36 protein-coding genes and 1 tRNA gene are annotated in these 24,069 nt (G+C 31.8%); 32 read left to right on the forward strand and 5 right to left on the reverse strand.

The genetic code is table 11. The features are described 5' to 3' along the window. The first annotated feature begins 22 nt into the window (after positions 1 to 22). The 11 genes from trxA (at position 23) to CD035_RS04035 (ending at position 8,758) form a co-directional block, all read left to right on the forward strand. Complete coding sequence (trxA, locus tag CD035_RS03985) at positions 23 to 337, forward strand: thioredoxin (protein WP_025904628.1); 315 nt, start codon at positions 23 to 25, stop codon at positions 335 to 337. Between the two features lie 150 nt (positions 338 to 487). Beyond that, entirely contained in the window at positions 488 to 2,269 is a 1,782-nt protein-coding gene (gene uvrC, locus CD035_RS03990; protein ID WP_048542309.1) for an excinuclease ABC subunit UvrC, read from the forward strand. A 195-nt stretch (positions 2,270 to 2,464) separates the two neighbouring features. Continuing rightward, positions 2,465 to 3,076 (forward strand): succinate dehydrogenase cytochrome b558 subunit, encoded by a 612-nt coding sequence (locus CD035_RS03995; protein ID WP_048542311.1) that lies wholly within the window; start codon positions 2,465 to 2,467, stop codon positions 3,074 to 3,076. 32 nt (positions 3,077 to 3,108) lie between these two features. Further along, the gene (gene sdhA, locus CD035_RS04000) at positions 3,109 to 4,872 is read left to right on the forward strand and encodes a succinate dehydrogenase flavoprotein subunit (RefSeq protein WP_048542313.1); all 1,764 of its coding nucleotides are present in this window, start codon (positions 3,109 to 3,111) and stop codon (positions 4,870 to 4,872) included. Positions 4,873 to 4,874: 2 nt separating this feature from the next. After that, positions 4,875 to 5,684 carry a succinate dehydrogenase iron-sulfur subunit gene (sdhB, locus tag CD035_RS04005; RefSeq protein WP_037587502.1) on the forward strand — a complete coding sequence of 270 codons (810 nt, stop codon included), beginning with the start codon at positions 4,875 to 4,877 and terminating at the stop codon, positions 5,682 to 5,684. Positions 5,685 to 5,835: 151 nt separating this feature from the next. Continuing rightward, positions 5,836 to 6,270 carry a MarR family winged helix-turn-helix transcriptional regulator gene (locus CD035_RS04010; RefSeq protein ID WP_048542315.1) on the forward strand — a complete coding sequence of 145 codons (435 nt, stop codon included), beginning with the start codon at positions 5,836 to 5,838 and terminating at the stop codon, positions 6,268 to 6,270. Further along, positions 6,267 to 7,064, forward strand: a complete 798-nt coding sequence (gene racE, locus CD035_RS04015; RefSeq protein ID WP_048542317.1) for a glutamate racemase — start codon at positions 6,267 to 6,269, stop codon at positions 7,062 to 7,064. Before CD035_RS04010 ends, racE begins: the two co-directional genes overlap by 4 nt. Positions 7,065 to 7,076: 12 nt before the next feature. Further along, entirely contained in the window at positions 7,077 to 7,661 is a 585-nt protein-coding gene (locus tag CD035_RS04020) for an XTP/dITP diphosphatase (RefSeq protein ID WP_048542319.1), read from the forward strand. Beyond that, complete coding sequence (locus CD035_RS04025) at positions 7,658 to 8,164, forward strand: metallophosphoesterase family protein (RefSeq protein WP_048542321.1); 507 nt, start codon at positions 7,658 to 7,660, stop codon at positions 8,162 to 8,164. The genes CD035_RS04020 and CD035_RS04025 overlap by 4 nt, the downstream gene beginning before the upstream one ends. A 182-nt stretch (positions 8,165 to 8,346) precedes the next feature. Next, positions 8,347 to 8,562, forward strand: a complete 216-nt coding sequence (locus tag CD035_RS04030) for a hypothetical protein (protein WP_037587508.1) — start codon at positions 8,347 to 8,349, stop codon at positions 8,560 to 8,562. A 122-nt stretch (positions 8,563 to 8,684) separates the two neighbouring features. Next, positions 8,685 to 8,758: transfer RNA gene (locus tag CD035_RS04035), tRNA-Arg, on the forward strand. Between the two features lie 125 nt (positions 8,759 to 8,883). Here the strand turns inward: CD035_RS04035 and CD035_RS04040 are convergent. Then, complete coding sequence (locus tag CD035_RS04040) at positions 8,884 to 9,912, reverse strand: tyrosine-type recombinase/integrase (protein ID WP_048542323.1); 1,029 nt, start codon at positions 9,910 to 9,912, stop codon at positions 8,884 to 8,886. Between the two features lie 171 nt (positions 9,913 to 10,083). Between CD035_RS04040 and CD035_RS04045 the strand changes: the two genes are divergently transcribed. Beyond that, on the forward strand, positions 10,084 to 10,272 hold the full coding sequence (locus CD035_RS04045) for a hypothetical protein (RefSeq protein WP_048542325.1): 189 nt from the start codon (positions 10,084 to 10,086) through the stop codon (positions 10,270 to 10,272). Here CD035_RS04045 and CD035_RS04050 read toward each other — a convergent pair. Both CD035_RS04050 and CD035_RS04055 read right to left on the reverse strand, forming a co-directional pair. Then, positions 10,246 to 11,217 (reverse strand): DUF6414 family protein, encoded by a 972-nt coding sequence (locus CD035_RS04050; RefSeq protein ID WP_048542327.1) that lies wholly within the window; start codon positions 11,215 to 11,217, stop codon positions 10,246 to 10,248. The genes CD035_RS04045 and CD035_RS04050 overlap by 27 nt on opposite strands. Positions 11,218 to 11,275: 58 nt before the next feature. Continuing rightward, on the reverse strand, positions 11,276 to 11,896 hold the full coding sequence (locus CD035_RS04055; protein ID WP_048542328.1) for a LexA family protein: 621 nt from the start codon (positions 11,894 to 11,896) through the stop codon (positions 11,276 to 11,278). Between the two features lie 144 nt (positions 11,897 to 12,040). Here CD035_RS04055 and CD035_RS04060 point away from each other — a divergent pair, with 144 nt between their 5' ends. Together CD035_RS04060 and CD035_RS04065 are read left to right on the forward strand one after the other, a co-directional pair. Beyond that, positions 12,041 to 12,280: a helix-turn-helix transcriptional regulator gene (locus tag CD035_RS04060; RefSeq protein WP_048542330.1), complete on the forward strand. Its 240-nt coding sequence runs from the start codon at positions 12,041 to 12,043 to the stop codon at positions 12,278 to 12,280. Between the two features lie 33 nt (positions 12,281 to 12,313). After that, entirely contained in the window at positions 12,314 to 13,096 is a 783-nt protein-coding gene (locus CD035_RS04065) for a phage antirepressor (protein WP_048542332.1), read from the forward strand. Between the two features lie 111 nt (positions 13,097 to 13,207). On the opposite strand, the gene CD035_RS04070 is transcribed toward CD035_RS04065, so the two are convergent. Then, positions 13,208 to 13,417 (reverse strand): hypothetical protein, encoded by a 210-nt coding sequence (locus CD035_RS04070; RefSeq protein ID WP_048542334.1) that lies wholly within the window; start codon positions 13,415 to 13,417, stop codon positions 13,208 to 13,210. Between the two features lie 39 nt (positions 13,418 to 13,456). On the opposite strand from CD035_RS04070, the gene CD035_RS04075 reads away from it, so the two are divergent. The 6 genes from CD035_RS04075 (at position 13,457) to CD035_RS04100 (ending at position 16,860) form a co-directional block, all read left to right on the forward strand. Continuing rightward, positions 13,457 to 13,678 carry a BRO-N domain-containing protein gene (locus CD035_RS04075; RefSeq protein ID WP_229412503.1) on the forward strand — a complete coding sequence of 74 codons (222 nt, stop codon included), beginning with the start codon at positions 13,457 to 13,459 and terminating at the stop codon, positions 13,676 to 13,678. A gap of 100 nt (positions 13,679 to 13,778) precedes the next feature. Next, the gene (locus CD035_RS04080; protein WP_048542338.1) at positions 13,779 to 14,006 is read left to right on the forward strand and encodes a DUF771 domain-containing protein; all 228 of its coding nucleotides are present in this window, start codon (positions 13,779 to 13,781) and stop codon (positions 14,004 to 14,006) included. Then, positions 14,003 to 14,182: a hypothetical protein gene (locus CD035_RS04085; RefSeq protein WP_048542340.1), complete on the forward strand. Its 180-nt coding sequence runs from the start codon at positions 14,003 to 14,005 to the stop codon at positions 14,180 to 14,182. Before CD035_RS04080 ends, CD035_RS04085 begins: the two co-directional genes overlap by 4 nt. Then, positions 14,183 to 14,488: a DUF1108 family protein gene (locus CD035_RS04090; protein WP_048542342.1), complete on the forward strand. Its 306-nt coding sequence runs from the start codon at positions 14,183 to 14,185 to the stop codon at positions 14,486 to 14,488. Positions 14,489 to 14,575: 87 nt separating this feature from the next. Next, complete coding sequence (locus CD035_RS04095) at positions 14,576 to 16,528, forward strand: AAA family ATPase (RefSeq protein ID WP_048542343.1); 1,953 nt, start codon at positions 14,576 to 14,578, stop codon at positions 16,526 to 16,528. Continuing rightward, positions 16,525 to 16,860 (forward strand): hypothetical protein, encoded by a 336-nt coding sequence (locus CD035_RS04100; protein ID WP_048542345.1) that lies wholly within the window; start codon positions 16,525 to 16,527, stop codon positions 16,858 to 16,860. Before CD035_RS04095 ends, CD035_RS04100 begins: the two co-directional genes overlap by 4 nt. A gap of 162 nt (positions 16,861 to 17,022) precedes the next feature. Here CD035_RS04100 and CD035_RS04105 read toward each other — a convergent pair whose 3' ends face one another. Continuing rightward, positions 17,023 to 17,493, reverse strand: a complete 471-nt coding sequence (locus tag CD035_RS04105) for a DUF2321 domain-containing protein (RefSeq protein ID WP_048542347.1) — start codon at positions 17,491 to 17,493, stop codon at positions 17,023 to 17,025. 63 nt (positions 17,494 to 17,556) lie between these two features. Between CD035_RS04105 and CD035_RS04110 the strand changes: the two genes are divergently transcribed. From CD035_RS04110 to CD035_RS04165, 12 genes are all read left to right on the forward strand, one after another. Further along, entirely contained in the window at positions 17,557 to 18,465 is a 909-nt protein-coding gene (locus CD035_RS04110) for a recombinase RecT (protein ID WP_048542348.1), read from the forward strand. A gap of 80 nt (positions 18,466 to 18,545) precedes the next feature. Beyond that, positions 18,546 to 19,163 (forward strand): MBL fold metallo-hydrolase, encoded by a 618-nt coding sequence (locus CD035_RS04115; protein WP_229412505.1) that lies wholly within the window; start codon positions 18,546 to 18,548, stop codon positions 19,161 to 19,163. Then, on the forward strand, positions 19,164 to 19,646 hold the full coding sequence (ssb, locus tag CD035_RS04120; protein WP_048542350.1) for a single-stranded DNA-binding protein: 483 nt from the start codon (positions 19,164 to 19,166) through the stop codon (positions 19,644 to 19,646). Between the two features lie 32 nt (positions 19,647 to 19,678). Beyond that, on the forward strand, positions 19,679 to 20,608 hold the full coding sequence (locus tag CD035_RS04125; protein WP_048542352.1) for a DnaD domain-containing protein: 930 nt from the start codon (positions 19,679 to 19,681) through the stop codon (positions 20,606 to 20,608). Next, positions 20,592 to 21,299 carry a hypothetical protein gene (locus CD035_RS04130; RefSeq protein WP_048542353.1) on the forward strand — a complete coding sequence of 236 codons (708 nt, stop codon included), beginning with the start codon at positions 20,592 to 20,594 and terminating at the stop codon, positions 21,297 to 21,299. Before CD035_RS04125 ends, CD035_RS04130 begins: the two co-directional genes overlap by 17 nt. Then, a complete protein-coding gene (locus CD035_RS04135; RefSeq protein ID WP_048542355.1) occupies positions 21,296 to 21,718 on the forward strand; it encodes a RusA family crossover junction endodeoxyribonuclease in 423 nt (140 codons plus the stop codon). Before CD035_RS04130 ends, CD035_RS04135 begins: the two co-directional genes overlap by 4 nt. Further along, a complete protein-coding gene (locus CD035_RS04140) occupies positions 21,718 to 22,116 on the forward strand; it encodes a hypothetical protein (protein ID WP_048542357.1) in 399 nt (132 codons plus the stop codon). The genes CD035_RS04135 and CD035_RS04140 overlap by 1 nt, the downstream gene beginning before the upstream one ends. Positions 22,117 to 22,176: 60 nt before the next feature. Next, on the forward strand, positions 22,177 to 22,392 hold the full coding sequence (locus tag CD035_RS04145; RefSeq protein WP_053076879.1) for a YopX family protein: 216 nt from the start codon (positions 22,177 to 22,179) through the stop codon (positions 22,390 to 22,392). Continuing rightward, positions 22,386 to 22,595 (forward strand): hypothetical protein, encoded by a 210-nt coding sequence (locus tag CD035_RS04150; protein ID WP_048542359.1) that lies wholly within the window; start codon positions 22,386 to 22,388, stop codon positions 22,593 to 22,595. Before CD035_RS04145 ends, CD035_RS04150 begins: the two co-directional genes overlap by 7 nt. Beyond that, a complete protein-coding gene (locus CD035_RS04155; RefSeq protein ID WP_070373048.1) occupies positions 22,582 to 23,040 on the forward strand; it encodes a nucleoside triphosphate pyrophosphohydrolase family protein in 459 nt (152 codons plus the stop codon). The genes CD035_RS04150 and CD035_RS04155 overlap by 14 nt, the downstream gene beginning before the upstream one ends. 225 nt (positions 23,041 to 23,265) lie before the next feature. Beyond that, on the forward strand, positions 23,266 to 23,475 hold the full coding sequence (locus tag CD035_RS14095) for a sigma factor-like helix-turn-helix DNA-binding protein (protein ID WP_229412506.1): 210 nt from the start codon (positions 23,266 to 23,268) through the stop codon (positions 23,473 to 23,475). Between the two features lie 132 nt (positions 23,476 to 23,607). After that, entirely contained in the window at positions 23,608 to 23,964 is a 357-nt protein-coding gene (locus CD035_RS04165; protein ID WP_048542761.1) for an HNH endonuclease, read from the forward strand. The last annotated feature ends 105 nt before the right edge of the window (positions 23,965 to 24,069 follow it).

Consider the following 24,069-nt stretch of genomic DNA (forward strand, 5'->3'; position numbering starts at 1 on the left):
GTTAACAAGGAGGATTTTTCCAATGGCATTATTAAAAGCAACAGATGCAAATTTCGATGAACAAATCAAAGAAGGCGTTAGTTTAGTGGACTTCTGGGCACCATGGTGTGGACCTTGTAAAATGATCGCGCCAGTATTAGAAGATTTAGCTAAAGACGTTGAAGGTAAAGCTAACATCGTTAAATTAGACGTAGATGAAAACCAAGCAACAGCAGCTAAATACGAAGTTATGAGTATCCCAACTTTAATCGTATTTAAAGATGGCGAAGCTGTAGATAAAGTAGTAGGTTTCCAACCTAAAGAACAACTAGAACAAGTATTATCTAAACATTATTAATCGTTATAACCTATGATTAATCCAAACTGTCTACAAAGCATATGACTTTGTAGGCAGTTTTTGTGTGATGATAGATATTTATATAGAACGTATGTTTTGGTCAATGTAAATTTTATTGATATAATGAATTTAAAAAGGTAGGTGATAAAGGTGGAAGACTACCAAAAGAAAATTAAGCAAAAACTTGATGTATTACCAACGGAGCCTGGATGTTACATCATGAAAGATAGACAACAAACGGTTATATATGTTGGAAAAGCTAAACGATTAAGAAACAGAGTTCGCAGCTATTTCACAGGTGCACATGATGAAAAGACAACTCGGCTCGTAGGTGAGATTAGAGATTTTGAATTTATCGTGACTTCAAGTGAAATAGAATCTTTATTACTTGAACTTAACTTAATCAAAAAACATCAGCCACGCTACAATATATTATTAAAAGATGACAAAAGTTATCCATTTATAAAAATTACAAAAGAAAAACACCCTAGACTTATCGTGACGAGAACTGTAAAAAAAGATTCGGGTAAATACTTCGGACCATACCCAAATGCTTATGCTGCACATGAAACGAAAAAATTACTAGATAGAATTTATCCATTAAGAAAATGTGTCACAATGCCAAATAAAGTATGCCTGTATTATCATATTGGACAATGTTTAGGACCATGTGTATATCCAGTCGAACAAAGTCAGTATCAAACAATGATTAAAGAAATTACTGATTTTCTAAATGGCGATGACAAAACGATTGTCAATGATTTGAACGAGAAGATGAATCAAGCGAGTGAAGCATTGAAGTTTGAGGAAGCAAAAGAATACCGTGATTTAATACAACATATTGAAATGTTAAATTATAAACAAAATATGATGTCAGCGGACATGACGATGAGAGATATATTTGGCTATTCTGTAGATAAAGGGTGGATGTGTATTCAAGTATTCTTTATTAGACAAGGCAAACTAATTGAAAGACAAGCATCTATGATACCCATTATTCAAACAGCAGAAGAAGAATTCTATACATTTATCGGTCAATTCTATTCTTTAAACCAACATTTAACACCAAAAGAAATTCATATCCCGAAGAATTTAGACATAAAAACAGTTGAATCAGTTGTTGATTCAAGAGTGATTCAGCCTAAAAGAGGTCAGAAGAAAGAAATGGTGGATCTTGCTATAAAAAATGCGAGCATCTCACTTAAAAATAAATTCGAATTAATTGCGAAAGATGAATCTAGAACTGTCAAAGCTATCGAGAACTTAGGTGAGGCAATGGGTATTCAAACACCGATTAGAATTGAAGCATTTGATAATTCTAATATTCAAGGTGTGGATCCAGTCTCTGTTATGATTGCTTTTGTGGATGGTAAACCAAGTAAAAAAGACTATCGTAAATATAAAATTAAATCCGTTAAAGGGCCAGATGATTACAAGTCTATGCAAGAAGCAGTTCGAAGAAGATACACAAGAGTATTAAAAGAAGGTCTACCAATACCTGATTTGATTATTGTCGATGGTGGTAAAGGTCATATGTCTTCAGTTAGAGATGTATTAGAAAATGAACTAGGACTTGATATACCCATTGCAGGGCTAAGTAAAAATGATAAACACCAAACCTCAGAATTATTGTATGGATTACAAGCTGAAATTATACCACTAAAGAAAAATTCACAAGAATTCTATTTACTTCAACGAATTCAAGATGAAGTACACCGATTTGCAATTAGTTTCCATAGATCAACACGACAAAAAACAACACTTAAGTCAGCTTTAGATGAAATAGAAGGTATTGGACCAAAACGTAAACAAACCTTATTAAAACATTTCGGTTCAATTAAAAAAATGCGAGAAGCACATTTAGAGGATTTTGTGAAAATTGGTGTTCCTAAAAAGGTTGCTCAAAACCTAGTAGATAAGCTTAGTAAATAAATGGTAAAATTACAACAAAAAATCTATATATTTGGGTGTGAGAATAATTCTCATGCCCAAATTCATACTTAATGATGTTACAATATACATGTAAATGCTCATCGAATTTTTTTTGGGATGTATGTAATCGTTTTCAGATTATTATGTTCTTAATATAACGATAGGGCCATAGATTAAAGTTAGGGGGGACTTCTTTTGGCGTCAAGCGAAAAACAGTTTATTTTACGTCGTATTCATTCATTATTAGGTGTAATTCCTATAGGAATATTCTTAATTCAGCATTTGGTTATTAACCATTTTGCAACGATAAGTCCAGAGGCTTTTAATAAAGCATCAGATTTTATGTGGAACTTACCATTTAAAATTGTATTAGAAGTTGTAGTTATTTATATTCCTATACTATTCCACGCTATTTATGGATTATACATAGCGTTTACAGCTAAAGAAAACGTAGGAAGACATTCACTATTTAGAAACTGGATGTTCTTATTACAACGTATAACTGGTATCATATCATTTATTTTCATAGCTGTTCATGTATATCAAACACGTATTCAAGCTGCATTAGGACATCACGTTGACTTTGATATGGTTTCAGATATTTTATCTAATCCAATTTCTGTAACGCTTTATGTTATTGGTGTATTAAGTGTTATATTCCATTTCTCAAATGGTTTATGGTCATTCTTCATCACTTGGGGAATTACACAATCACCAAAATCACAACGTATTATGACTTATGTGACTTTATTTGTATTTATCGTAATTAGTATCATTGGCTTAAGAGCTATTTTTGCATTCGTATAGGATTTATACTTTTTAGGGGAGTGACAATTTTTATGGCAAACAACAAAATCATTGTTGTCGGTGGTGGTTTAGCTGGACTAATGGCAACTATTAAAGCTGCTGAACAAGGTGCACAAGTTGATTTATTCTCATTAGTTCCTGTTAAACGTTCACACTCTGTTTGTGCTCAAGGTGGTATTAATGGAGCTGTCAATACTAAAGGTGAAGGTGACTCTGTTGACATTCACTTCGATGACACAGTGTATGGTGGAGATTTCCTCGCTAACCAAACACCTGTAAAAAATATGACTGCAGCAGCACCTAGTATCATACATTTATTAGACAGAATGGGTGTTATGTTTAACCGTACACCAGAAGGTCTTTTAGATTTCCGTCGATTCGGTGGTACTTTGTATCATAGAACTGCATTCGCAGGTGCAACAACTGGACAACAATTATTGTATGCATTAGACGAACAAGTTAGAAGTTTCGAAGTAAAAGGTTTAGTTACGAAATATGAAGGTTGGGAATTTTTAGGGATAGTTAAAGATGAGGAAGATGCCGCACGCGGTATTGTCGCTCAAAACTTAACTGACTCTAAAATCGAATCATTTGGTTCAGATGCTGTTATTATGGCAACAGGTGGACCAGGTATCATATTTGGTAAATCTACAAACTCAATGATTAATACAGGTTCAGCAGCCTCAGTTGTTTATCAACAAGGTGCTAAATATGCAAATGGTGAGTTTATTCAAATTCATCCAACTGCAATTCCTGGTGATGATAAATTAAGATTAATGAGTGAATCAGCTCGTGGTGAAGGTGGACGTATTTGGACGTATAAAGACGGTAAACCTTGGTATTTCTTAGAAGAAAAATATCCTGATTATGGTAACTTAGTACCTCGTGATATTGCGACTCGTGAAATATTCGATGTTTGTGTGAACCAAAAACTTGGTATCAACGGTGAAAACATGGTTTACCTTGATTTATCACATAAAGATGCACATGAGTTAGATGTTAAGCTTGGTGGTATAATAGAAATATATGAAAAATTCACTGGTGACGACCCTCGTAAAGTCCCAATGAAAATTTTCCCAGCAGTTCATTATTCAATGGGCGGTATCTGGGTAGACTTTGATCAAATGACGAATATTAAAGGTTTATTCGCTGCTGGTGAATGTGACTATTCACAACACGGTGGTAATAGATTAGGTGCAAACTCATTATTATCAGCTATTTATGGTGGTATGGTTGCAGGACCAAATGCGGTTAAATATGTTAAAGATATCGAAAGATCATATACAGAAATAGATGAAGAAATTTTCCAAAAACGCATAAATGAAGAACAAGAAAAATTCGATCATTTATTACAACTTAAAGGTACAGAAAATGCATATAAGTTACACAAAGAATTAGGAGAAATTATGACTGCCAATGTTACAGTTGTTCGTCATAATGATAAACTTCTAGAAACAGATAAGAAAATTGTTGAGTTGATGGAAAGATATCAAAATATTGATATGGAAGATACATCTACTTGGAGTAACCAAGCTGTATTCTTTACGCGTCAATTATGGAATATGTTAGTACTAGCAAGAGTTATTACGATTGGTGCTTATAATCGTAACGAATCACGTGGTGCGCATTACAAACCAGAATTTCCAGACCGTAATGATGAAGAGTGGTTAAAAACAACGATTGCTCAATATAGAGGACCTAAAGAAGCACCAGATTTTTCATATGAAGAAGTGGATATTAGTCACATTAAACCTCGTAAACGTGATTACTCTAAGAAATCTAAAGGAGGTAAATAATTATGGCAGACACTCAAACAGTTGAAAACAATGCACAAGGTCAAAACCAAGAAAACAAAACGATTTCTATCATTATCAAACGTCAAGAAAATGATAAATCTCAACCTTATGAAGAAAAATTTGAAATTCCATATAGACCAAATATGAACGTTATTGCAGCTTTAATGGAAATCCAAAGAAATCCGATTAAGTCAAATGGTGAGAAGACGACACCAGTAACTTGGGATATGAACTGTCTTGAAGAAGTTTGTGGTGCATGTTCTATGGTTATTAACGGTAAAGCGCGTCAATCATGTTCAGCTATTATTGATCAATTGGAACAACCAATTAAACTTGAACCAATGAAGACCTTCCCAGTTATTCGTGATTTACAAGTTGACCGTTCTCGTATGTTCGATAACTTGAAAAAAGTTAAAGCATGGGTACCAATTGATGGTACTTATGACTTAGGACCAGGGCCACGTATGCCTGAGAAGAAACGTCAAACAGCATATGAACTTTCTAAATGTATGACATGTGGTGTGTGTTTAGAAGTTTGTCCGAACGTAAACGTGAATAATAATTTCATGGGTGCTCAAGCAATTTCTCAAGTTCGTTTATTCAACTTGCATCCAACTGGAAGCATGACTAAAGATGAACGTATTAAAGCACTGATGTCTGATGGTGGTATACAAGAATGTGGTAGTTCTCAAAACTGTGTAAATGCTTGTCCGAAAGGTATTCCTTTAACAACATCAATCGCAGCAATGAACAGAGAAGCTACTTTCCAAATGTTTAAATCATTCTTCGGTTCAGATCACGAAGTAAACTAATAAAGATATGAAAGAGGCTGGGACATAATTTTATGTCCTAGCCTCTTATTTGTTTATTTATAAAACTTAAAGGCCAATTCATTAACTGCATATAAGCGTATGTGTTATTATTATTAATATAAGTTTGATGAGAAAAGAGGTACAAACAACTATGGAAGAAATTACAAAACAGATTGAATATTCGTTAAGACATATAGTAGAAAGAACGAAATTAAAATCAAGAGGACAATTAAAGGTTTATGATATCACACCACCTCAATTTATAGCTTTACAATGGCTCAATGAGCATGATCAAATTACAATTGGTGAATTATCTAAACGTTTATTTTTAGCGTATTCTACTACTACAGATATCGTAGATAAACTCGAGAAAAAAGAACTCGTTCAACGAATTCAATCTGAAAAAGATAAAAGAGTATTCCACGTCAAGTTATTAGAAAAAGGCATGGCACTTATTGACGAAGTTGTTCAAGCGAGACAAATTTATACTGAAGATCTTCTTTCTATTATGGAAGATAAAGATAAAATAAAATTTAATGAAGCTTTAGAAATTATGTTAAAAAGAATGCGAAGTGAAGATGAATGAATAAACCAATTGGTGTAATTGACTCAGGGATTGGTGGTTTAACAGTTGCTAAAGAAATCATGCGACAATTGCCAAATGAGACGATATTTTATTTAGGTGATATTGGAAGGTGTCCATATGGCCCGAGAACAAGAGAAGAAGTTAAATCATTTACAATTCAATTAGCTAACTTTTTAGTTGAAAAAGATATTAAAATGTTAGTTATCGCATGTAACACAGCTACTGCGGTTGCTTTGAAACCTTTGCAAGAAATGTTATCAATACCCGTGATTGGTGTTATTGATCCAGGTTCAAGAACAGCAATTATGACAACTAAAAATAATCGAGTGCTTGTTCTTGGTACAGAGGGAACAATTAAATCTGAAGCATATAGACGAAGTATTAAATCTATTAATCCTCAAGTAGAAGTTAAAGGAGTCGCTTGTCCAGGATTCGTTCCTTTAGTTGAACAAATGAGATATAAAGATCCGACGATTACGAGTATTGTTATCCATCAAACTCTTAAACAGTGGCGATATGATGATTCTGATACAGTTATATTAGGATGTACACATTATCCATTATTATACGATGCGATTCATCAATATTTTGATGATGGCAAGACAATCATATCTTCAGGTTTAGAAACAGCAAGAGAAGTAAGTGCATTATTGACTTTTAGTAATGAGCATTCATATTATACACCAAATCCGAAACATCAATTTTTTGCAAATGGTGATGTTGAACATATCACGAGAACGATAAAAGAATGGCTACATATAGAAGATGCTCAAGTTGAACGAATAACATTGTAAGGAGAGATAAATATGAAAGATATTATTATTGCATCAAACAATCAAGGAAAGATAAATGACTTTAAAACAATTTTTCCAAAAGCAAATGTTATAGGTATTTCTGAAATTGCACCAGATTTTGATGTAGAAGAAACAGGTACAACATTCGAAGAGAATGCGATTTTGAAAGCAGAAGCGGCTTCAAAACAATTAAATAAAATCGTTATTGCAGATGATAGTGGACTATCTGTAAAAGCTTTAAATGGTGAGCCAGGTATTTATTCAGCAAGATATGCAGGTACACAAAAAAATGATCAAGATAATATAGAAAAATTATTAACAAACTTAAAGGGTATAGAAGATAGAGCAGCAGAATTTGTTTGTGCAATTGCTGTAAGTGAGCCTGGAAAAGAAACTGTTACATATGTAGGTAAAGCACCTGGTGAAATAATAGATGAACCACGAGGCGAAAACGGATTTGGCTATGACCCGATTTTCTTCGTACCTTCACAAGACAGAACGATGGCAGAATTAACTGCTGCAGAAAAAAGTGCAATTAGTCACCGTGGAAATGCAATTAAATTAATGAATGAAGATATAGGGGAGCGATTCCAATGAAATGGGTAATTGTTAGCGATAATCATGGCGAACAAGGTATACTTCATGAAATATACGAAAAAAATAAAGACTCAGATTTATTTTTACATTTAGGTGATTCTGAATTTGACTACGATGATACAGAACTAAGTTTGTATCAAAGAGTTAAAGGAAATTGTGATTTTGATCCACAATTTCCAATAGAAGAACAAGGTGAAATAGAAGGTATTGGTTATTTCTATACACATGGTCATAGATATGATATTAAAGGATCTAGAGAAGTATTAAGTGCTCATGCAAAAAATAATCATGCTAAATTTGCATTTTATGGACATAGTCATGTTGCATTATGTGAGACAATAGATGGCGTTTATTGTATCAACCCAGGAAGCATCTCTCAAACAAGAGGTCAATGGGAGGAAACATATGCAATCATTGAATTCGATGAAGCATTAAATAATGCAACTTTAACATATTTAAATAGAAATAATGAAGAAGTAGAAAAATTATCATTAGCAATTTAAATATATATTTTGCAAAACAAAAATGGCAAATAGATTTTATTTATTGAGATATTCTTACGAATATCTCAATTTTATTAAAAAATTAGAATAAACTTTCAATTAAACAAAAATTGTTTTATAATTATGAATGTCGTTAATTTTATGTAAAAACTAATAAGTTATCATACATAGGAGGGGTAGAAATGGGCAGAACACACGTTACATCAGTTATTAATGATGATGAGTTTTGTATAAATAAAAACGAATATAACGACTTACATAAGAACGAAAACATATATGTATTAACAGCAAACGGACTTGTACATGCGAGTGTTATAGAAATATTTGAAGATAAATCTTTGTGTAAAGCCGAAAAAGCCAATACAGTTAAAGTTAATGACATTGTTATCACAGAATAAAAGTAAAACAAAATAATTAAACGTGTAATAATACTTCGAAAGCGATTTAATAAACCTTTTTCTTTTTAAAAAGTATTGATAAATCAGTATCTATTCGATATAATTATTCTTGTGTTGAAAATGTCCTGGTAGCTCAGCTGGATAGAGCAACGGCCTTCTAAGCCGTCGGTCGGGGGTTCGAATCCCTCCCAGGACGTAAATTACCAATATCCCGTTGTATCTGGTGTTCAAAAACCTTGATATGACGGGGTTTCTTTATATATGGTTGTACCCTGTTATATGTGGTATTTGAACTTTTACGCCAACGTAACGCCAACGAGATTATAAAATTGATAAAGCTTTTATTGCTTTTTTATTCTCTTCTTCAAAACTTTCTTCAAGTAAATGTGAGTATACTTCTAATGTCACTTTTATATTTTTATGACCTAATCTTTTCGAAATATAATGTATCGAAACATTCTTTGATAATAGATATGAACAATGTGTATGTCTAATTGCATGAGTAGTTATTTGTTTGATACCTAATAGGTCACAGTATCCTTTTAAAGCTTTGTTTACTGCATTGGTACTAATACCATTACTAAATACATATCCGTCCATTGCAACTGGTCTTTGTTCTAATACTTTATAAATATGGTCCATGTCTTGTTTTGATACTTCAACAGTTCTAGGTGATGTTGTTGTTTTCTGTTCATTAATATAAATAGTTCTTTTAAATCTATCTAAGTATTCATACTTCAAATTAATAGCGCCAGATATTCTACAACCTGTAACGACCATAATGAATAATACTAATGATGAGTCAGTGTATTTTGTTTTCAACTCTTTCTTTAGATCAGAATATTGTTTCAATGTAATATATTTATCTTCCTCTTGCTGTGATTCATTTTTGCCGACATACTTAATTTTATAAGTGAAATTCTTTTTGAGTATACCTTCATATATAGCATCATCTATTGAACTTCTTATCTTTCCGTTTAATTTTCTAACTGATTCGTCTGTATGTGTTTTAGCAAATTCATTTATAAATTTTTGGTACATCAATTTAGTGATGTCTTTTAAAGGTGTATTACCTATAGAATGGTTTTTTAAGTGGTTCATAATTGTTGTGTAAGAAACATAAGTTCTTTCGCTAACATTTGGTTCTTTATAAGTTTCTGACCATTGTTTGAAATAATCGTATAAAGTTATATTGTTATCGAATTGAAAACCGTCTATTAAATCATTTTTTGCTTTAGTTTCTGCTTCGACTGCTTCGCGTTTTGTTGCAAAGCCCTGTTTTCTATATCGTTTTCCTTCATGACCGAAATAATATCCCCAATTACCACTACAGTATTTTTTTATAGACATATATATCACTCCTTATAAGAAAACCTCACGAGGTGTGAGGTGTGTTATTTATTCATCAATATCTAATAATATAGTTTTAATACCACACACCTATTGCTAAAAATAATCAGCGTGCTGGTAGGGTAAAATTAAAAAATATGTTATAATCATTAAAAAAATAGGGGTGATTTGATGTTTAATGTCGTTAAAAATAGAATTAAACAAATTAATAGACAACGTACTGATATGTCAAAATCACATCATGAAAGATACATTGAAACACAGAAAAAAATTAGAGAACATGAACAAGGATATACAAAAAAATCAGATGTTCAAAAACATGTAGAAAAAGAACTATCTAGGCACTTTCGAGAATTCTAATCCAATAGGTTGAATAATCTCGAAAGTGTCGTTTTCTTTTAGGTTTAATATTGAAGATAAAAAAATCATTAGCATACCTTGTGTTCCTTTCGAAAGAAATTCTTCTTTATCAAATTCTGAGTGTTGAAAATCAGTTACTGTATGAAGTGCTGCTGTTCTACTTATCTTTCTACCAAAACCTTTTAGTTGTACTTCATTAGCTAAGGATAATGTTTCTCCAGGTATACGAAGATTTTCACGTTCTCCAATCAATATACTGTTCCCTTTATTTAAAATAATTTTATCCCCTAAGACAGTTGCTAAGTGTTTACTCATTTCATTAAATGTTTTTAATAAAGACATATTGCTAAAGTGTTCATAAAATCGTTCTAATTCATGGATATTTTGAAAATGACGTGGTTTTTTATTTGATCCAGGATTTTCAAGGTATTTACTAGCACTTTTGAATTTATCTTCTAAAGATTTGATACTTGGTAATTCAAAGCGATTGTCAACATAAGGCATTTGTCTTAGTAGATCAGTATCAAAAATTTTAGATGATGTATATATATCTAATACGCTATAATTGTCATCAATTTCAACAAAATCAAATTGATTACTATCTTTTATTTGGTGTATGTCCCCTGTTTGTTTTAATTCATCATAAACTTTATTATAAAGAAAATCATCATAAGCTTTTTTTACACCTAATTTAAATGTTTCGTTATTCAAAAATTCAATAGATTTACCTTCGCGTGTGGTACTTTCATTTAATCCATTTACATTAGTACTACTGATACCTAGCTTTACAGAATTACTTTTTTTATCGTCGCTACCATAATTATCAGTGATATTATCACCGGTCTGTTTAGCTTTCTCATCTATAATTTCTAATATATTACCTTCAAATAATTGTGCTGAGATACTAGATATTGAATCAGTATCTAAATAAACAAAATCTTTCATTCTACATTGCTCCTTTGTTTAAAATTATATAAGTTAAGATTTGTTAGAATGGTTAACCCTACTTAAAAATCCTTTGACTAGCAACCACTTTACCAACAATTTTTACTTCATCTTGTGAATTATACACTTGTGGGTAATGATTGGGATTATTTGATTCGGGTATTAGCATGACTTGATCGCCGTTATATCTAATTCTTTTAACAGTTGCATTGTATCCATTCACCATTACGACTCCCAATTGTCCATTTTCTACAACGGAATCTTTTTCGACCACAACAATATCACCATCTTGAAAAATTTTATCCATACTATCACCAATTACTTTTAAAGCAAATTTTTCTTTATTAGAATTCGTTTTATCTGTAGCAAAATAAATGTAGTCGATTAAATTTTCTTCTGAATATAAAGGTAGTCCAGCAGATATTTTTGAAACGACAGGTATTTTCTTGACTGGCATAGTTTCTACGACAGGTTGTTCTTTTTGAAATAAATCTGTCGGAGTTACACCGAGAGCTTCGCAATAATTTAGTATATCTAATTCATCTAATCCCCGAGTTCCATTTTCATGTGATGAAATAGTATTTTGTTTATAACCAGTTAATTTACTTAAATCCGTTTGAGTTAATTTTTTTTGTTTTCTTAGTTCTTTTATCCTTTTTCCTATTACGTTTTTGCTCATTTAGTATCACTCCTTGAGATAAATATAGCACATATATAATAAGGAAACAATAATAAATATTACAAAATGTGATAATAAAGCATTGAAAAACATCACGATACGTGATATATTGTATTTGCAATCAACGAAGGAGGTGTTAAGCAAATGACAGCGACAGATAAAAAGAAAGTACTTAGAGAAAGGTACTTAAAGCCCAAAACTAAGTTACGTAAGCTTAGATTATCTGAAGAATTCACTACCGAATATGTAGCAAGCTTAATAGGTTTACAACGTAGACAATATGAGCAAAAAGAACAAGGTAAGTATCCTTTCAATGATTATGAAATGGAAATTTTAGCAAGTACCTTTGATGTAAGTGTTGAAGATATTTTTTTTAAATATTAATATCACATTTTGTGATAAAAGGAGGATTAACCAATGCAAGATTTACAAGTATTTCAAAATTCACAATTCGGGAATTTAGAAATTTTAACCGTCGAAGGTAAAGAATGGTTTCCTGCAATAAAAGTTGCTGAAATATTAGGATATACCAATCCAAGAAAAGCAATAAGAGACCACACAAAAGAAAAGGGGGTAACAATTCGTTCCGTCCTTTCAAATGGAGGTACTCAAAAGAAAAAATTTATCGACGAAGGTAACTTATACAGATTAATTACAAAATCTAAACTACCACAAGCAGAGCAATTTGAAGAATGGGTTTTTGAAGAAGTTTTACCAGCAATCAGAAAACATGGGATATATGCTACTGACAGTGTGATTGAACAAACGATACAAAACCCAGATTACATTATTACAGTATTAAAAGAATTTAAAAAAGAGAAAGAACAGAGAATGTTACTTCAACAACAAGTAGGCGAATTGAAACCTAAAGCTGACTACTATGACCAAATACTCAAAAGTAAAAAGCTTATCACTGTAAATGCTATAGCTAAAGATTATGGTATGTCAGCTCAAACTTTAAACAAAGTATTGCATGATTTAAAAGTTCAATTTAAACAATCTGGGCAGTGGTTATTGTATGCGAAGTATCACGATAAAGGTTATACGCATTCTGAACCACATAGATATGTAAAAAAAGATGGTACAGAAGATTTTAGTTTGCATACAAAATGGACGCAAAAAGGTCGTATTTTCTTATATAACTTACTGAAAGAAAATGGCATATTACCAACAATTGAAAAGCAAAACCAACCAACTTAAAGGAGGAACCTAAATGAACGAATTACAAAAAATAACCCTCCTCATCACAATGGCAGTTGTGACATGGAAGGTATGTAGGATTGAAAATCATTTAAGTACTAAAGAAGATGATTATCCATCGATTTCTTCTTCGTGTTTCGCAAAACTGTTAGCAAATTCAAGTGATTTTAGATACTGATGGAAATATGAATTTCGTCTATTATCCATATATTCAAAGAATTCATCTTCAGTATCAAAATCCTCAGGCGTTTTAGCATGAGGAAGGGTTTGTATATATGCTGCTGCAAATCCTTTTGGATCGTATGGCATTCCCTCAAACATAAGTATCACCTCCTAATAAGGAGTATAGCAGAAAGGAGCATGCACGATATGCAAGAATTACAAATTTTCAATTTTAATTCAAATGAAGTAAGGACGGTAGTTGTAAACGAAGAACCATATTTTGTAGGTAACGATGTCGCTCAGATTTTAGGATATGAAGATTATCGAGGAGCAATCAATAAGAAAGTAGATGAAGAAGATAAGCTGCGTAGCCAAATTGACTACGCAGGTCAGAAGAGAACTGTAACACTCATTAACTAATCAGGTTTAATCACAATAAACGTAAAGATGTAGATATGGCAATTCAACATATTAAAGATTTAAAAGCATCGCAAATTGAAATTTAAGGAGTTGATGAGGAATGTATACAAAAACATGGTGGAGCATGGAGGACTTAATGAATGAAACGGGACGCACTAGAAATTGGGTTAAAGACAACATTTTAAAAGTACCTAAATTTAAAAAAGAAATTGAGAAGTTTGCGCATTATCCAATCAACAGTAATGATCAATATCGTTTCATTGGTTCTGAAATGCGAAAGTTCTTAGAAGATAACTTCAAAGAGATATTTGAGGAGGCAGTGAAATGACTGTAGCATGGAACATCATCAAATACCCAGCATTAACACTAGCAATTGTAGTTGAGTTCTTTATTATATCGTCATTTAGTACAACACCTATTGAGCATTCGTTTCTATTTTGGCTATTGACGGTAGCTGGATTTGAAATGGCTGATCAAATATTTTTAGAACAGGAGGAAATGTAATTGTCATATTTTAAAACAGGTTCTCAAGTAACTAAAACAGAATACCATTACGGATTTAAATTTTTACATCGCTATGAAGTTATAGGGGATGACCTAATTTTAGTAAAGGTATTTAGTACTAATCATGATTTGGTATTTGCTGCAGAAGTACATGTTGAAGATACAGCTGAAGGTCTTTTTGAAGAAATGAATGAGACAATTTTAAGTTGGATTGACGACAACACAAGCGAAGTAGACGCACTAATGGTTGAAATACTAAAGGGCAGTAATAAACCGTATGATTTCAAAATTAAGGCACGATATTAAAAAATGCCTAATCCAACGGCAATTGGAGAAGGCGCAATGTGAATTAAAAATACACTTACAGAATATCACGAAGGAGGATATTTAGCAATGCAATTAAAATTAAACAAATTAGTAATGGAGAATTTTGCAGGCTTTAAAAATCAAACTTTTGAATTTAATGGCCAAGATGCAGATATTTTTGGCCAAAACGGTACAGGTAAAACAACAACAGCTACTGCGTTACAATGGTTGCTATTTGATAAAGGATTAGACGGGACAACTAAATCGTTTAATCCTGTACCTGAAGATGAAAATGGAGAAGAACTATATGAACTAATCCCTATAGTAATTGCTGAATTTGAGATTGATGGTGGATTACTAACACTTAAGAAAGAGTCACACCCAAAATATTCTACAAATCAAAAAACAAATCGTAAAGAATATACCAGAAGTAGAACAAAGTACCAATATGTGAATGATGAAAAGGTAAAAGTTACAGATTACAAAAATAGAGTGGCTGAGATTGTAGATGAAGAAGTTTTTAAACTTATTACAAATCCTACAGCTTTCAATAATCTTGATTGGAAAAAGCGTAGGGAACTATTATTTCAAATTGCAGATGACATTACAGATGATGATGTCATTGCAAGCGATTCAGAACTAGAGGGATTAAAAGAATTACTTACTGATTATGATATTGAAACAAAGAAGAAGATAGTTGTAGATAAGATAAAACAAATCAATCAACAAATTAAAGATATACCAACACGTATTAATGAAGCATCACATTCATTGGTTGAAGTAGATGGATTGAATGAATCTGATTACAAACAGCTTGAAGACAACATTCAAGCACTTGTTAATAAGAGATACGAGTTGCAGAACGGAAGTGCAGAAATTGAGTTGCGTAATCAAGTTAAAGATAAACAATCAGAATTAGAAAGAATCAAAAGAGATCACTCATCTAATACTGAATCAAGAATTCATTCACTTATGAATGAGTTTAACGCCGAAGAAAGTACTATTTTGAACTACAAATCAAAAATGAAGAATAATCTAGCTCAGATTCATTATGAAGAAGGTAGAAGAAAAGAACTTTTAGCAGAGCATAAAAGATTAAAGTCTGATTTAGAAATGGCCAAAAATCACAAGTTTGAATATGTAGATGAAAAAGTTTGTTCATGTTGTGGTCAAGAGTTACCAATAGAAAAATTGAATGAGGCAAGAGAAAATGCACTCAAAAAGTTTAACAAAGAAAAGTCACTTCAACTTGAGGTTATTACAGGGTCTATGGAAAGAGTATTGGCAGATGGTAAAAAGATTAAACCAATCATTGATGCACTAGACGAAGAAAATAATAAACATCAAAAATTAATAGATGAAGCTACAGAGAAGTCTAAAAGAATCAAAAGGAAAATCGATAGCCTGAAATCAAAAATCACAGATGTTACACAATCAAGCGAATATCAAGAAGTTCAAAGCGATATTGAGGAACTCAATAAAAAACGTATGAATATTCAAGAAGAAGTAGATGATCAACTCGATGAATTAGATTCACAGTTAAATGAGTTAAACGCTGAAAAAGAAAATCTAGATAGATTGAAGTCGATTGCTGCATCTAATAAAAATATAGAAAAGCGTATTCAAGAATTAAGAAATAAAGAAGATGAGTTATTAGACGACAAAGAAATTTATTCTGGCCAACTTTACAAACTGAATAAATTCACGATTACAAAAATCAATAAGTTAACAGATAACATCAATGAAAAGTTTAAATATGTGACATTTAAATTATTCTATACACAAGTTGACGGAGAAGTTAAAGAAACGTGTGAAACAACTGTGAATGGGATTGAGTATCACAGGGGATTAAATAGTGCTAAAAAGCTTAATGCAGGACTAGACATCATTAATACGTTGTGTGATCACTACAAAATTAATGCACCAATCTTTATCGATAATGCTGAATCAGTAATAGATATCTTACCAACAAAATCACAACAAATTAGATTAGTTGTTAGTAAACAAGACGACACATTAAGAATGGAGAAAAGCGAATGAAATATGAGTTAGGTGATTATGTACGAATAAATAAACGTTGGAAGAAGACGAATAGTTATCCTCTTATATCAGAAGTTAATGACGATAACGAACAATATGTTGTTGTTAGAAAGAAAGTTGATTGTGTTGATAAGGGATTTATTGCAGGTTATCGATATAAATTAAAACAATCAGCCACATATGAACTTAACGAGAATGACTATATTAAAGAAATGGTTGAAATAGAAACAAATTCAATTGATGTTTATCTGGTAGCAACAAGAATGAATTGTCTATATGAAGTGAGCAAAGAAGATATTCAATTAATTAAAGACGTGGAGGAATTAAGATGAAACTTAAAGTATTAAAATTAACACTCCTAATCATCATCTTGGCGGAGGAGATTAGAAGTGTTAGTAAATTAGTTGAGTTTTATCTAAATACTAAAGCATGTCCAATTTGTTCATCAAGAGTAATTGGTAGTGCTAACTATTGTACGAGATGCAGACACAAATTTAATTAAATAATGATTTCTTAACAGCTTCACTTACTAAATCAATTAGTAAATTTCTAGCTCCTTCTTGCACATATTCAGCAGCTTGAGACATATATTTTTTATATTTTGCTTGAGCTAAAGGTGTTGTAGGTGAATCAATAATTAAATCAGGAATTGCGTTTTTGATTATTGTTCTGTGTTCTTGAGATAACTCATCGTCTAACGAAACTAATTCGATAATATTATTTAATATTTTTTCTGTCCAAGGATAAGCTGTTCCACATTCATGACAATAGTTTGGTGGGTTATACGTAGTGAAATCTATAATGTCTCGAGTACGATAAGAACCTTCAATTGGGAATTCACATTTTAAGCAGTTTGAAATTGTAGATTCACCACATGTTTTACAAAATTTTATGTAATTTGAAACTTGACTCGATGCAACATGACCGTTTAAACAGATTGTAGCATTTTCATAATAACCGCGCATATTTTATCACCACGCTTTCATAATAAATTAATTTAATTATACACAATAAAGGAGATTATATATATGACAAATAAAAACGAAGTATTAGTAAAAAATCAAAAAATGGGAGACAACGTCCTAGCTAGAGTTAAGAGTTTAGAAACACAGGGTGATCTAAAGTTTCCTGAAAACTATTCACCTGAAAATGCAATGAAATCAGCAATGTTAACACTTCAGGATTTAAAAGGTTCTAAGAAAGATGGTTATAAGCCGGCGCTTGAGTTTGCTAATCCAAACAGTATTGCCAACGCGTTAATGGATATGGTCGTACAAGGACTAAATCCAGCTAAAAATCAAGGTTACTTTATTATGTACGGAGATAAAGTTCAGTTCCAACGTTCTTACTTAGGTACGATGGCAGTTACAAGACGAGTTACTGGTGCTAAAGAAATAAATGCTGAAGTTATCTTTGAAGGTGATGAAGTTAAATATAAAACAAAGAACGGTAAAATCGTCGATTTAGAACATTCTCAATCATTCGGAAACAGAGATAGTAAAAAAATCATTGGTGCATATGCAACTGTTGTGTTTGAGGATGAAAGTAAAAACTATACAGAGATTATGAGCTTCGAAGAAATTGAAGAAGCATGGAAACAATCTCAAATGGTATATGACGGCAAGTTCAAGGAAGATGGAACGCATAGAAGATTCCCCCAAGAAATGGCCAAAAAGACTGTAATTAATAGAGCATGTAAGAAACTATTAAATAGTTCTGATGACAGTAGTCTTTTATCAAGTGAAATTAAAAATAGAGACAATAGACAACGAAAAGAAATTTTAGATGCTGAAGAAGAAGCAAATGCGAATAAAGAACTATTAGAATTCGAAGAAGTACCACATAAAGAGACAACTGATGTTACTGATTTTGAAGAAGTAGAAGAGATTAAAGAAGAACCTGCACAACAAACAACAGAGGATGAAGAACCATTTTAATTGATATTATAGCAACTGGTTCAAGTGGTAACTGCTATCGTATTTCAGATGGCAGAACCACGCTTTTATTAGAAGCGGGTGTGAAGTATGAAAAGGTGCAAAAAGCCCTTCAATACAGAACAAGAGATATAGCAGGTTGTCTCATCACTCATGAACATGGTGATCATGCTAAATACACAGACCAGTATTTAAAGAACGGAATTAATTGTTACATGACCAGGGGAACAAGGAAAGTAAAAAATATTCAAAGTCACAGACTGTATTCAGTAAAAGCTAAACAGGAAACAAGAATCGGTACATGGTCAATTTTACCTTTTGAAATAGAACATGATGCAGCTGAACCAGTGGGATTTTTACTAAAAAGTACACAAGGATATAAAGTCTTATATCTTACAGATACAAAATTTTGTAAGTACAGTTTTAAAGGTTTAACGCATTTGATGTTAGAAGTAAATTATATCTACGAAAAAATGCAAGAGAATGTTCAAAAAGGCATTATTCACCAAGGATTGGCTAACAGGATAATGGATTCACATTTTAGCTTAGAATATGCAATAAAACTACTGAGTGTGAATGATCTATCTCAATTACAACAGATTCATCTAATACATCTTAGTAATACTAATTCTGATGCAGAACTAATCAAACGGAAGGTACAAGAAGCAAGTGGTGTGCCTGTCTATATTGGAGGTTTATAAATGGATAATAATGATTGTAAGTTTATTGGCCGAATTACAAAAGATTTAGAGATAAGAGTATCTGCAAATGGAACAACGATTTTACCATTTGATATTGCTGTTCAAAGAAAGTTTAAAAAAAATCAAGATGAATATGAGAGTGACTTTATAAGTTGTATTGCCTTCGATAAAACTGCTGAATTTTTAAATAACTATGCAAAGAAAGGTTATTTAATAGGTGTTGAAGGCGAGTTGCAAAATAATAACTTTGAACGTCAAGATGGAACAACTAATTACGGTATGCAATTGAAAGTAAATAAAGTAAATTCTCAAATTTTATTTTTGAATAAAGAAAAATCTAGTAACAATACTAATCAATCAGGTAATGCCCAAAGTGGCCAAAGAAGTAAAACAAATCAAGGTTCGTATCAACCAAGTGGTAGTAATCCATTTTCAAATGCCAATGGCCCAATCGATATTAGCGACGATGATTTGCCATTCTAATTTAACCAGTTTTGAAAGTGAGGTGTGGAGTTATGGCTGGTTGGATTAGCTTGCATAGATCAATTGAAAATCACTGGTTATATGAGGAAGATAGAAAATTTTCTAAATTTGAAGCATGGATTGATTTACTTCTAATGGTTAATCACAAAGATAATAAAACAATTATGGATGGTAAGTTAGTCACCGTAAAAAGAGGTCAACGAATCACTTCACTTAGAAAACTAGGCGATAGATGGAAGTGGTCACTAACTAAAGTAGATTCATTTTTACGACTGTTAGAACAAGACAAAATGATAGTTGTAAAAAAAGACACTAAAAAAACGCTTGTAACCATTGTTAATTATGACGTCTATCAAAATGTTGATTTAGAAAAAAGACACAGAAAAGACAGTGAAAAGACACAGAAAGAACAGAGAAAAGACAGAGAAAAGACACAGAAAAAAACAAACAATAATGATAATAAGGAGAATAATGAAAATAATGATAATAAGGAGAATAAGAAGACGTCGAACGTCTACGACTTTTATCAAGAATCAGGATTCGGAATTATTAATCAATACACTGCACAAGATATCACTTACTATCTAGAAAGCTTTGAGAATGATTCAGATGAAATAGTGATAGCAGCATTAAAGTTAGCACTAGATAGAAATAAAGTTAATTGGGGATATGCTAAAGCTATTTTAAAGGATTGGTTAAAGTCTAATCTTAAATCAATGGATGAGGTACGCGCATATGAAAAGCAAAAGATGACCAATTATAAAAATAAGAGCAATGAACCTTATATATTAAAGTCAATTGAAAAAACGCCGCAATGGGTTTCAGATAACAGCTATAAAAACAAGAGAAGTAGTGAAGAGGAAAGAATGTCAACGGAAGAACGTAAAGCTTTTGAAGAAACAAAAAAACAAATGGAAAAAGAAATAATGGAATGGAGTGAAGAATTTGGGCGTACTACTTAAAGGTAAAACTATAGGAGAAGTATTTGAATTACTACAAGAATTAAAATCAGTTAAAGCTGTTGCTGAAGAAATTGGTGTAACACCTGGAGCAGTTTATAGTTTTAGATCAGAAAATCATAAAGCATTTAAAAAATTAAAAGAAGAGTCGGAAGTTAAAGGAAATGAAAATAAAACAACTAATACTAAATTAACTACAAAAACTTTAGAACCAGAGAAGATAGTAAATGATGAACAAAATGATGAGTCAACAACAAAGGTTGCTATTGCTAGAAAAATGGTTTTAGAGAAAGAAAATAAGTCACTTAATAAAAAAATAAATCAGCTAACTTCTGAAAAGAATCAATTACATGGTCGTATTAATTTACTTGAAGACGAAATTAAAGTGATTAGTGAAGAAAAGACGGAACTGAGAAATGAGTATGAAAAGCTGTCACGTGATTATCAGAAGATTAACGAAGACAAAGTGTCATACAAAAAGCAGCTAGATGAATTAGTTAAGGAATCTAATAACATTTTAGCAGAAGCTAAGAAATACCGTGAGGCAAACAAAGAATATCAAAACAAATTAGCTCTGCTTAGTGAAAGACATACAGAACAATCAGAAATTGATATTGAAGGAATACAACATGAATTAGCATTTTATAAGGATCATGCGTTGCTATATTACCAGAAAGTAATTGAAGTATCATGACGGTTCATTCATTTACAATACTGTTCAAAAAAGACGTAAAACATCTAGATAAACCAATGGCATCCCCTAGACCGAGATTTAGGAATGTAGGTAAATTTATTCAAACTTACATGCCTACTACTTACATGAAACACAAACAATTTATAAAAGAACAAATGCCAGAATTAAACATCGATGATGCTATCAAGCTTACTTTATTATTTGAATTTCCAATGAATAAGTCATGGTCTAAATCATTAATAAAAAGAATGATACATGCATTCAAAAAGAATAAACCAGACATTGATAATTTGGTGAAAACATTTATGGATGCAGCAAATGAAAAGATATGGACTGATGATGCATTAGTCGTTGAATTACATTGTGCTAAAAGATACGCAGAAGTACCAAAAATAAAAGTTAAAGTGGAGGAATTATAATGAGAAACATTCAATTTGCAGATGAACTAATCAAAAAAACATTTGGTGAAAGTGAACAAGATGGAGTAGTAAGAAAACAATTTAATGCTACCGATAAACATGTAACATGGTCAATCGAGTTTTTCGCTTACGAAGCAACGATTACTTGTACTGTAAGTGAAGCAGGCTCAAAATATAAAATTTCTGGAGATAATGTTCCAACAGAATTCATGAATCTACAGTATGAAAGAGTTAATTATATTAGAGAAGAACTTTTTAAAGATAGTGGAGAGAATCCAGACCAACTAACAATTGAAGATGTTGATAATGAAGAAGAACATGAACAAACAGAAAACGAAACACTATTTGATGGCGGAGAAGAGAAAGTTGAAGAATTATCAAACGAAGAAATCCAATAAAACAAAGGGTGGCGAAAGTCACCCTGATATTTTAGATAAGGTAAAGGAAGTGTTGAGAAGATGATACCGAATTTTAAAGCATGGGATAAATTTGATAAAGAAATGTTAGATGTTCACGGAATTAACTATGATGCAGACGGTGTATGGACTAAAGAAGTATTTGATGAAGAAGATAATGGAGATTTCATATACTTTTCAGACATTGAACTACTACAATCCACAGGACTATTAGACAAGAACGGCAAGGAAATATTTGAGGGGGATTCTAAATGCTAAACAAAGACGTTAGAAATATGATGTTTGAGTTAACTTTAGAAGACTTTAAGAAACAAGTACAAACTGATGAGAATAGATTAGGTTTTCGCCAAATGAAAGTACTATTTGACGAATTAGTAAATGCAAAGTTTACAGAAGAACAAGCATTTAAATTTATTATCTTACAGATGAAAATGGAGAGTGATAATAATGGAACTAAATAAATATCAAGAGATAGCGTTAAGAACTCATAACGTTGAACAAAACATAAGCGAAGCATTAACTAATTATGCGTTAGGTTTAACAGGTGAATCAGGAGAAGTTGCAGACAACATTAAGAAACATATATTCCATGGCCATGAGTTAAACAAAGACGAAATTGTTAAAGAACTCGGTGATGTTCTTTGGTACTTATCTTCACTCGCTAGTATGTGTGACGTAACACTTGATGAAGTGGCAGGTCATAATTTAAATAAATTATCTAATAGATATCCAGGTGGATTTAATCAAAAGCATAGTATTAATCGAATAGAGAACATTTCACCAGGAGATAAAGTTTTATTTAGTAATAACCAATATATTGTGGATGATGTAATTGGAAATACATTATTGATTAGTAACGATAATGATGATCAGCAAGTTAATGTATATGATGTAAAGAAACTGTAATTAGTTTCTTCTTAATAAAGGTGGTGAGATGTATTGTTCGAGTGGCTAGAGTTATACCAGAACTTGGATATGCAACAGCAGGCATTAGAGATAAAAAAAGATATATGCATTGAAGAAATGGAGAGGTGGCACTCAATAAGTTATGCACGAGCAGACTTAGGAAAGAAGCATGACTTTCATTCTCGCTTACAACAGGTCAGCCGTATTGAGGAGGAGTTAGAGGAATTGAATGAGAGGATAAAGAAGTTAGAAGAACAGAAGGAAAGAGTATTAAGTTTGTTGGACCGCTTCCAAGGTATAGAACACAAGATACTTAGAAAGAAATATGTAGATGGTATGACATTACAAGAGATTGCATATGACTTAGGTTATAGTGAACAATACATTAGAAAGAAACATGCTGAGTGTATCAAGAGAATCAAGTTCATTAGTTAGTAGTCAACGTTGTCAACAAACAGTCTACACAAACTATTGATTAATCATGATATTGTTATAGCATAGAAAAATTATAACTAGGACTGACACATTGTGTTGGTCCTTTTATTATGTGATGAAGGAGTGATTGATATTAGTATCATGCGAAGATGTAATCATCCAACATGTAATACATTGATAAGTAGAGACGAAACATATTGTGATAAGCACAAAACATATACAAACAAAGCATACAACGATACTAGAAGAAGAAACGATCCAGAATATATCAACTTCTATAAATCAAATGCTTGGTTAACTATGAGAAAAAGAATACTTCTGAAACATGATTACTTATGTAGTAGTTGTGGAAGAATTGCTGAAGTAGTAGACCATATTATTCCAACAAAAGTAGATTGGTCAAAGAGATTGGATGAAGACAACCTTCAACCACTATGTAATGAATGTCATAACAAAAAAACACAAGAAGATTTAAAAAAGCGAAATTAATAAAAAGCAACAAAGTGAAAAACAAAAATTCAGAAAATGAAAAATTGAAAAATAAAAAGTCCCCCACCAATTTTGACGGCCAAGAAAAAATTTTTCCCCGGAACG

It is taken from the genome of Mammaliicoccus sciuri (assembly GCF_002901825.1).
Taxonomy (GTDB): Bacteria; Bacillota; Bacilli; order Staphylococcales; family Staphylococcaceae; genus Mammaliicoccus; species Mammaliicoccus sciuri.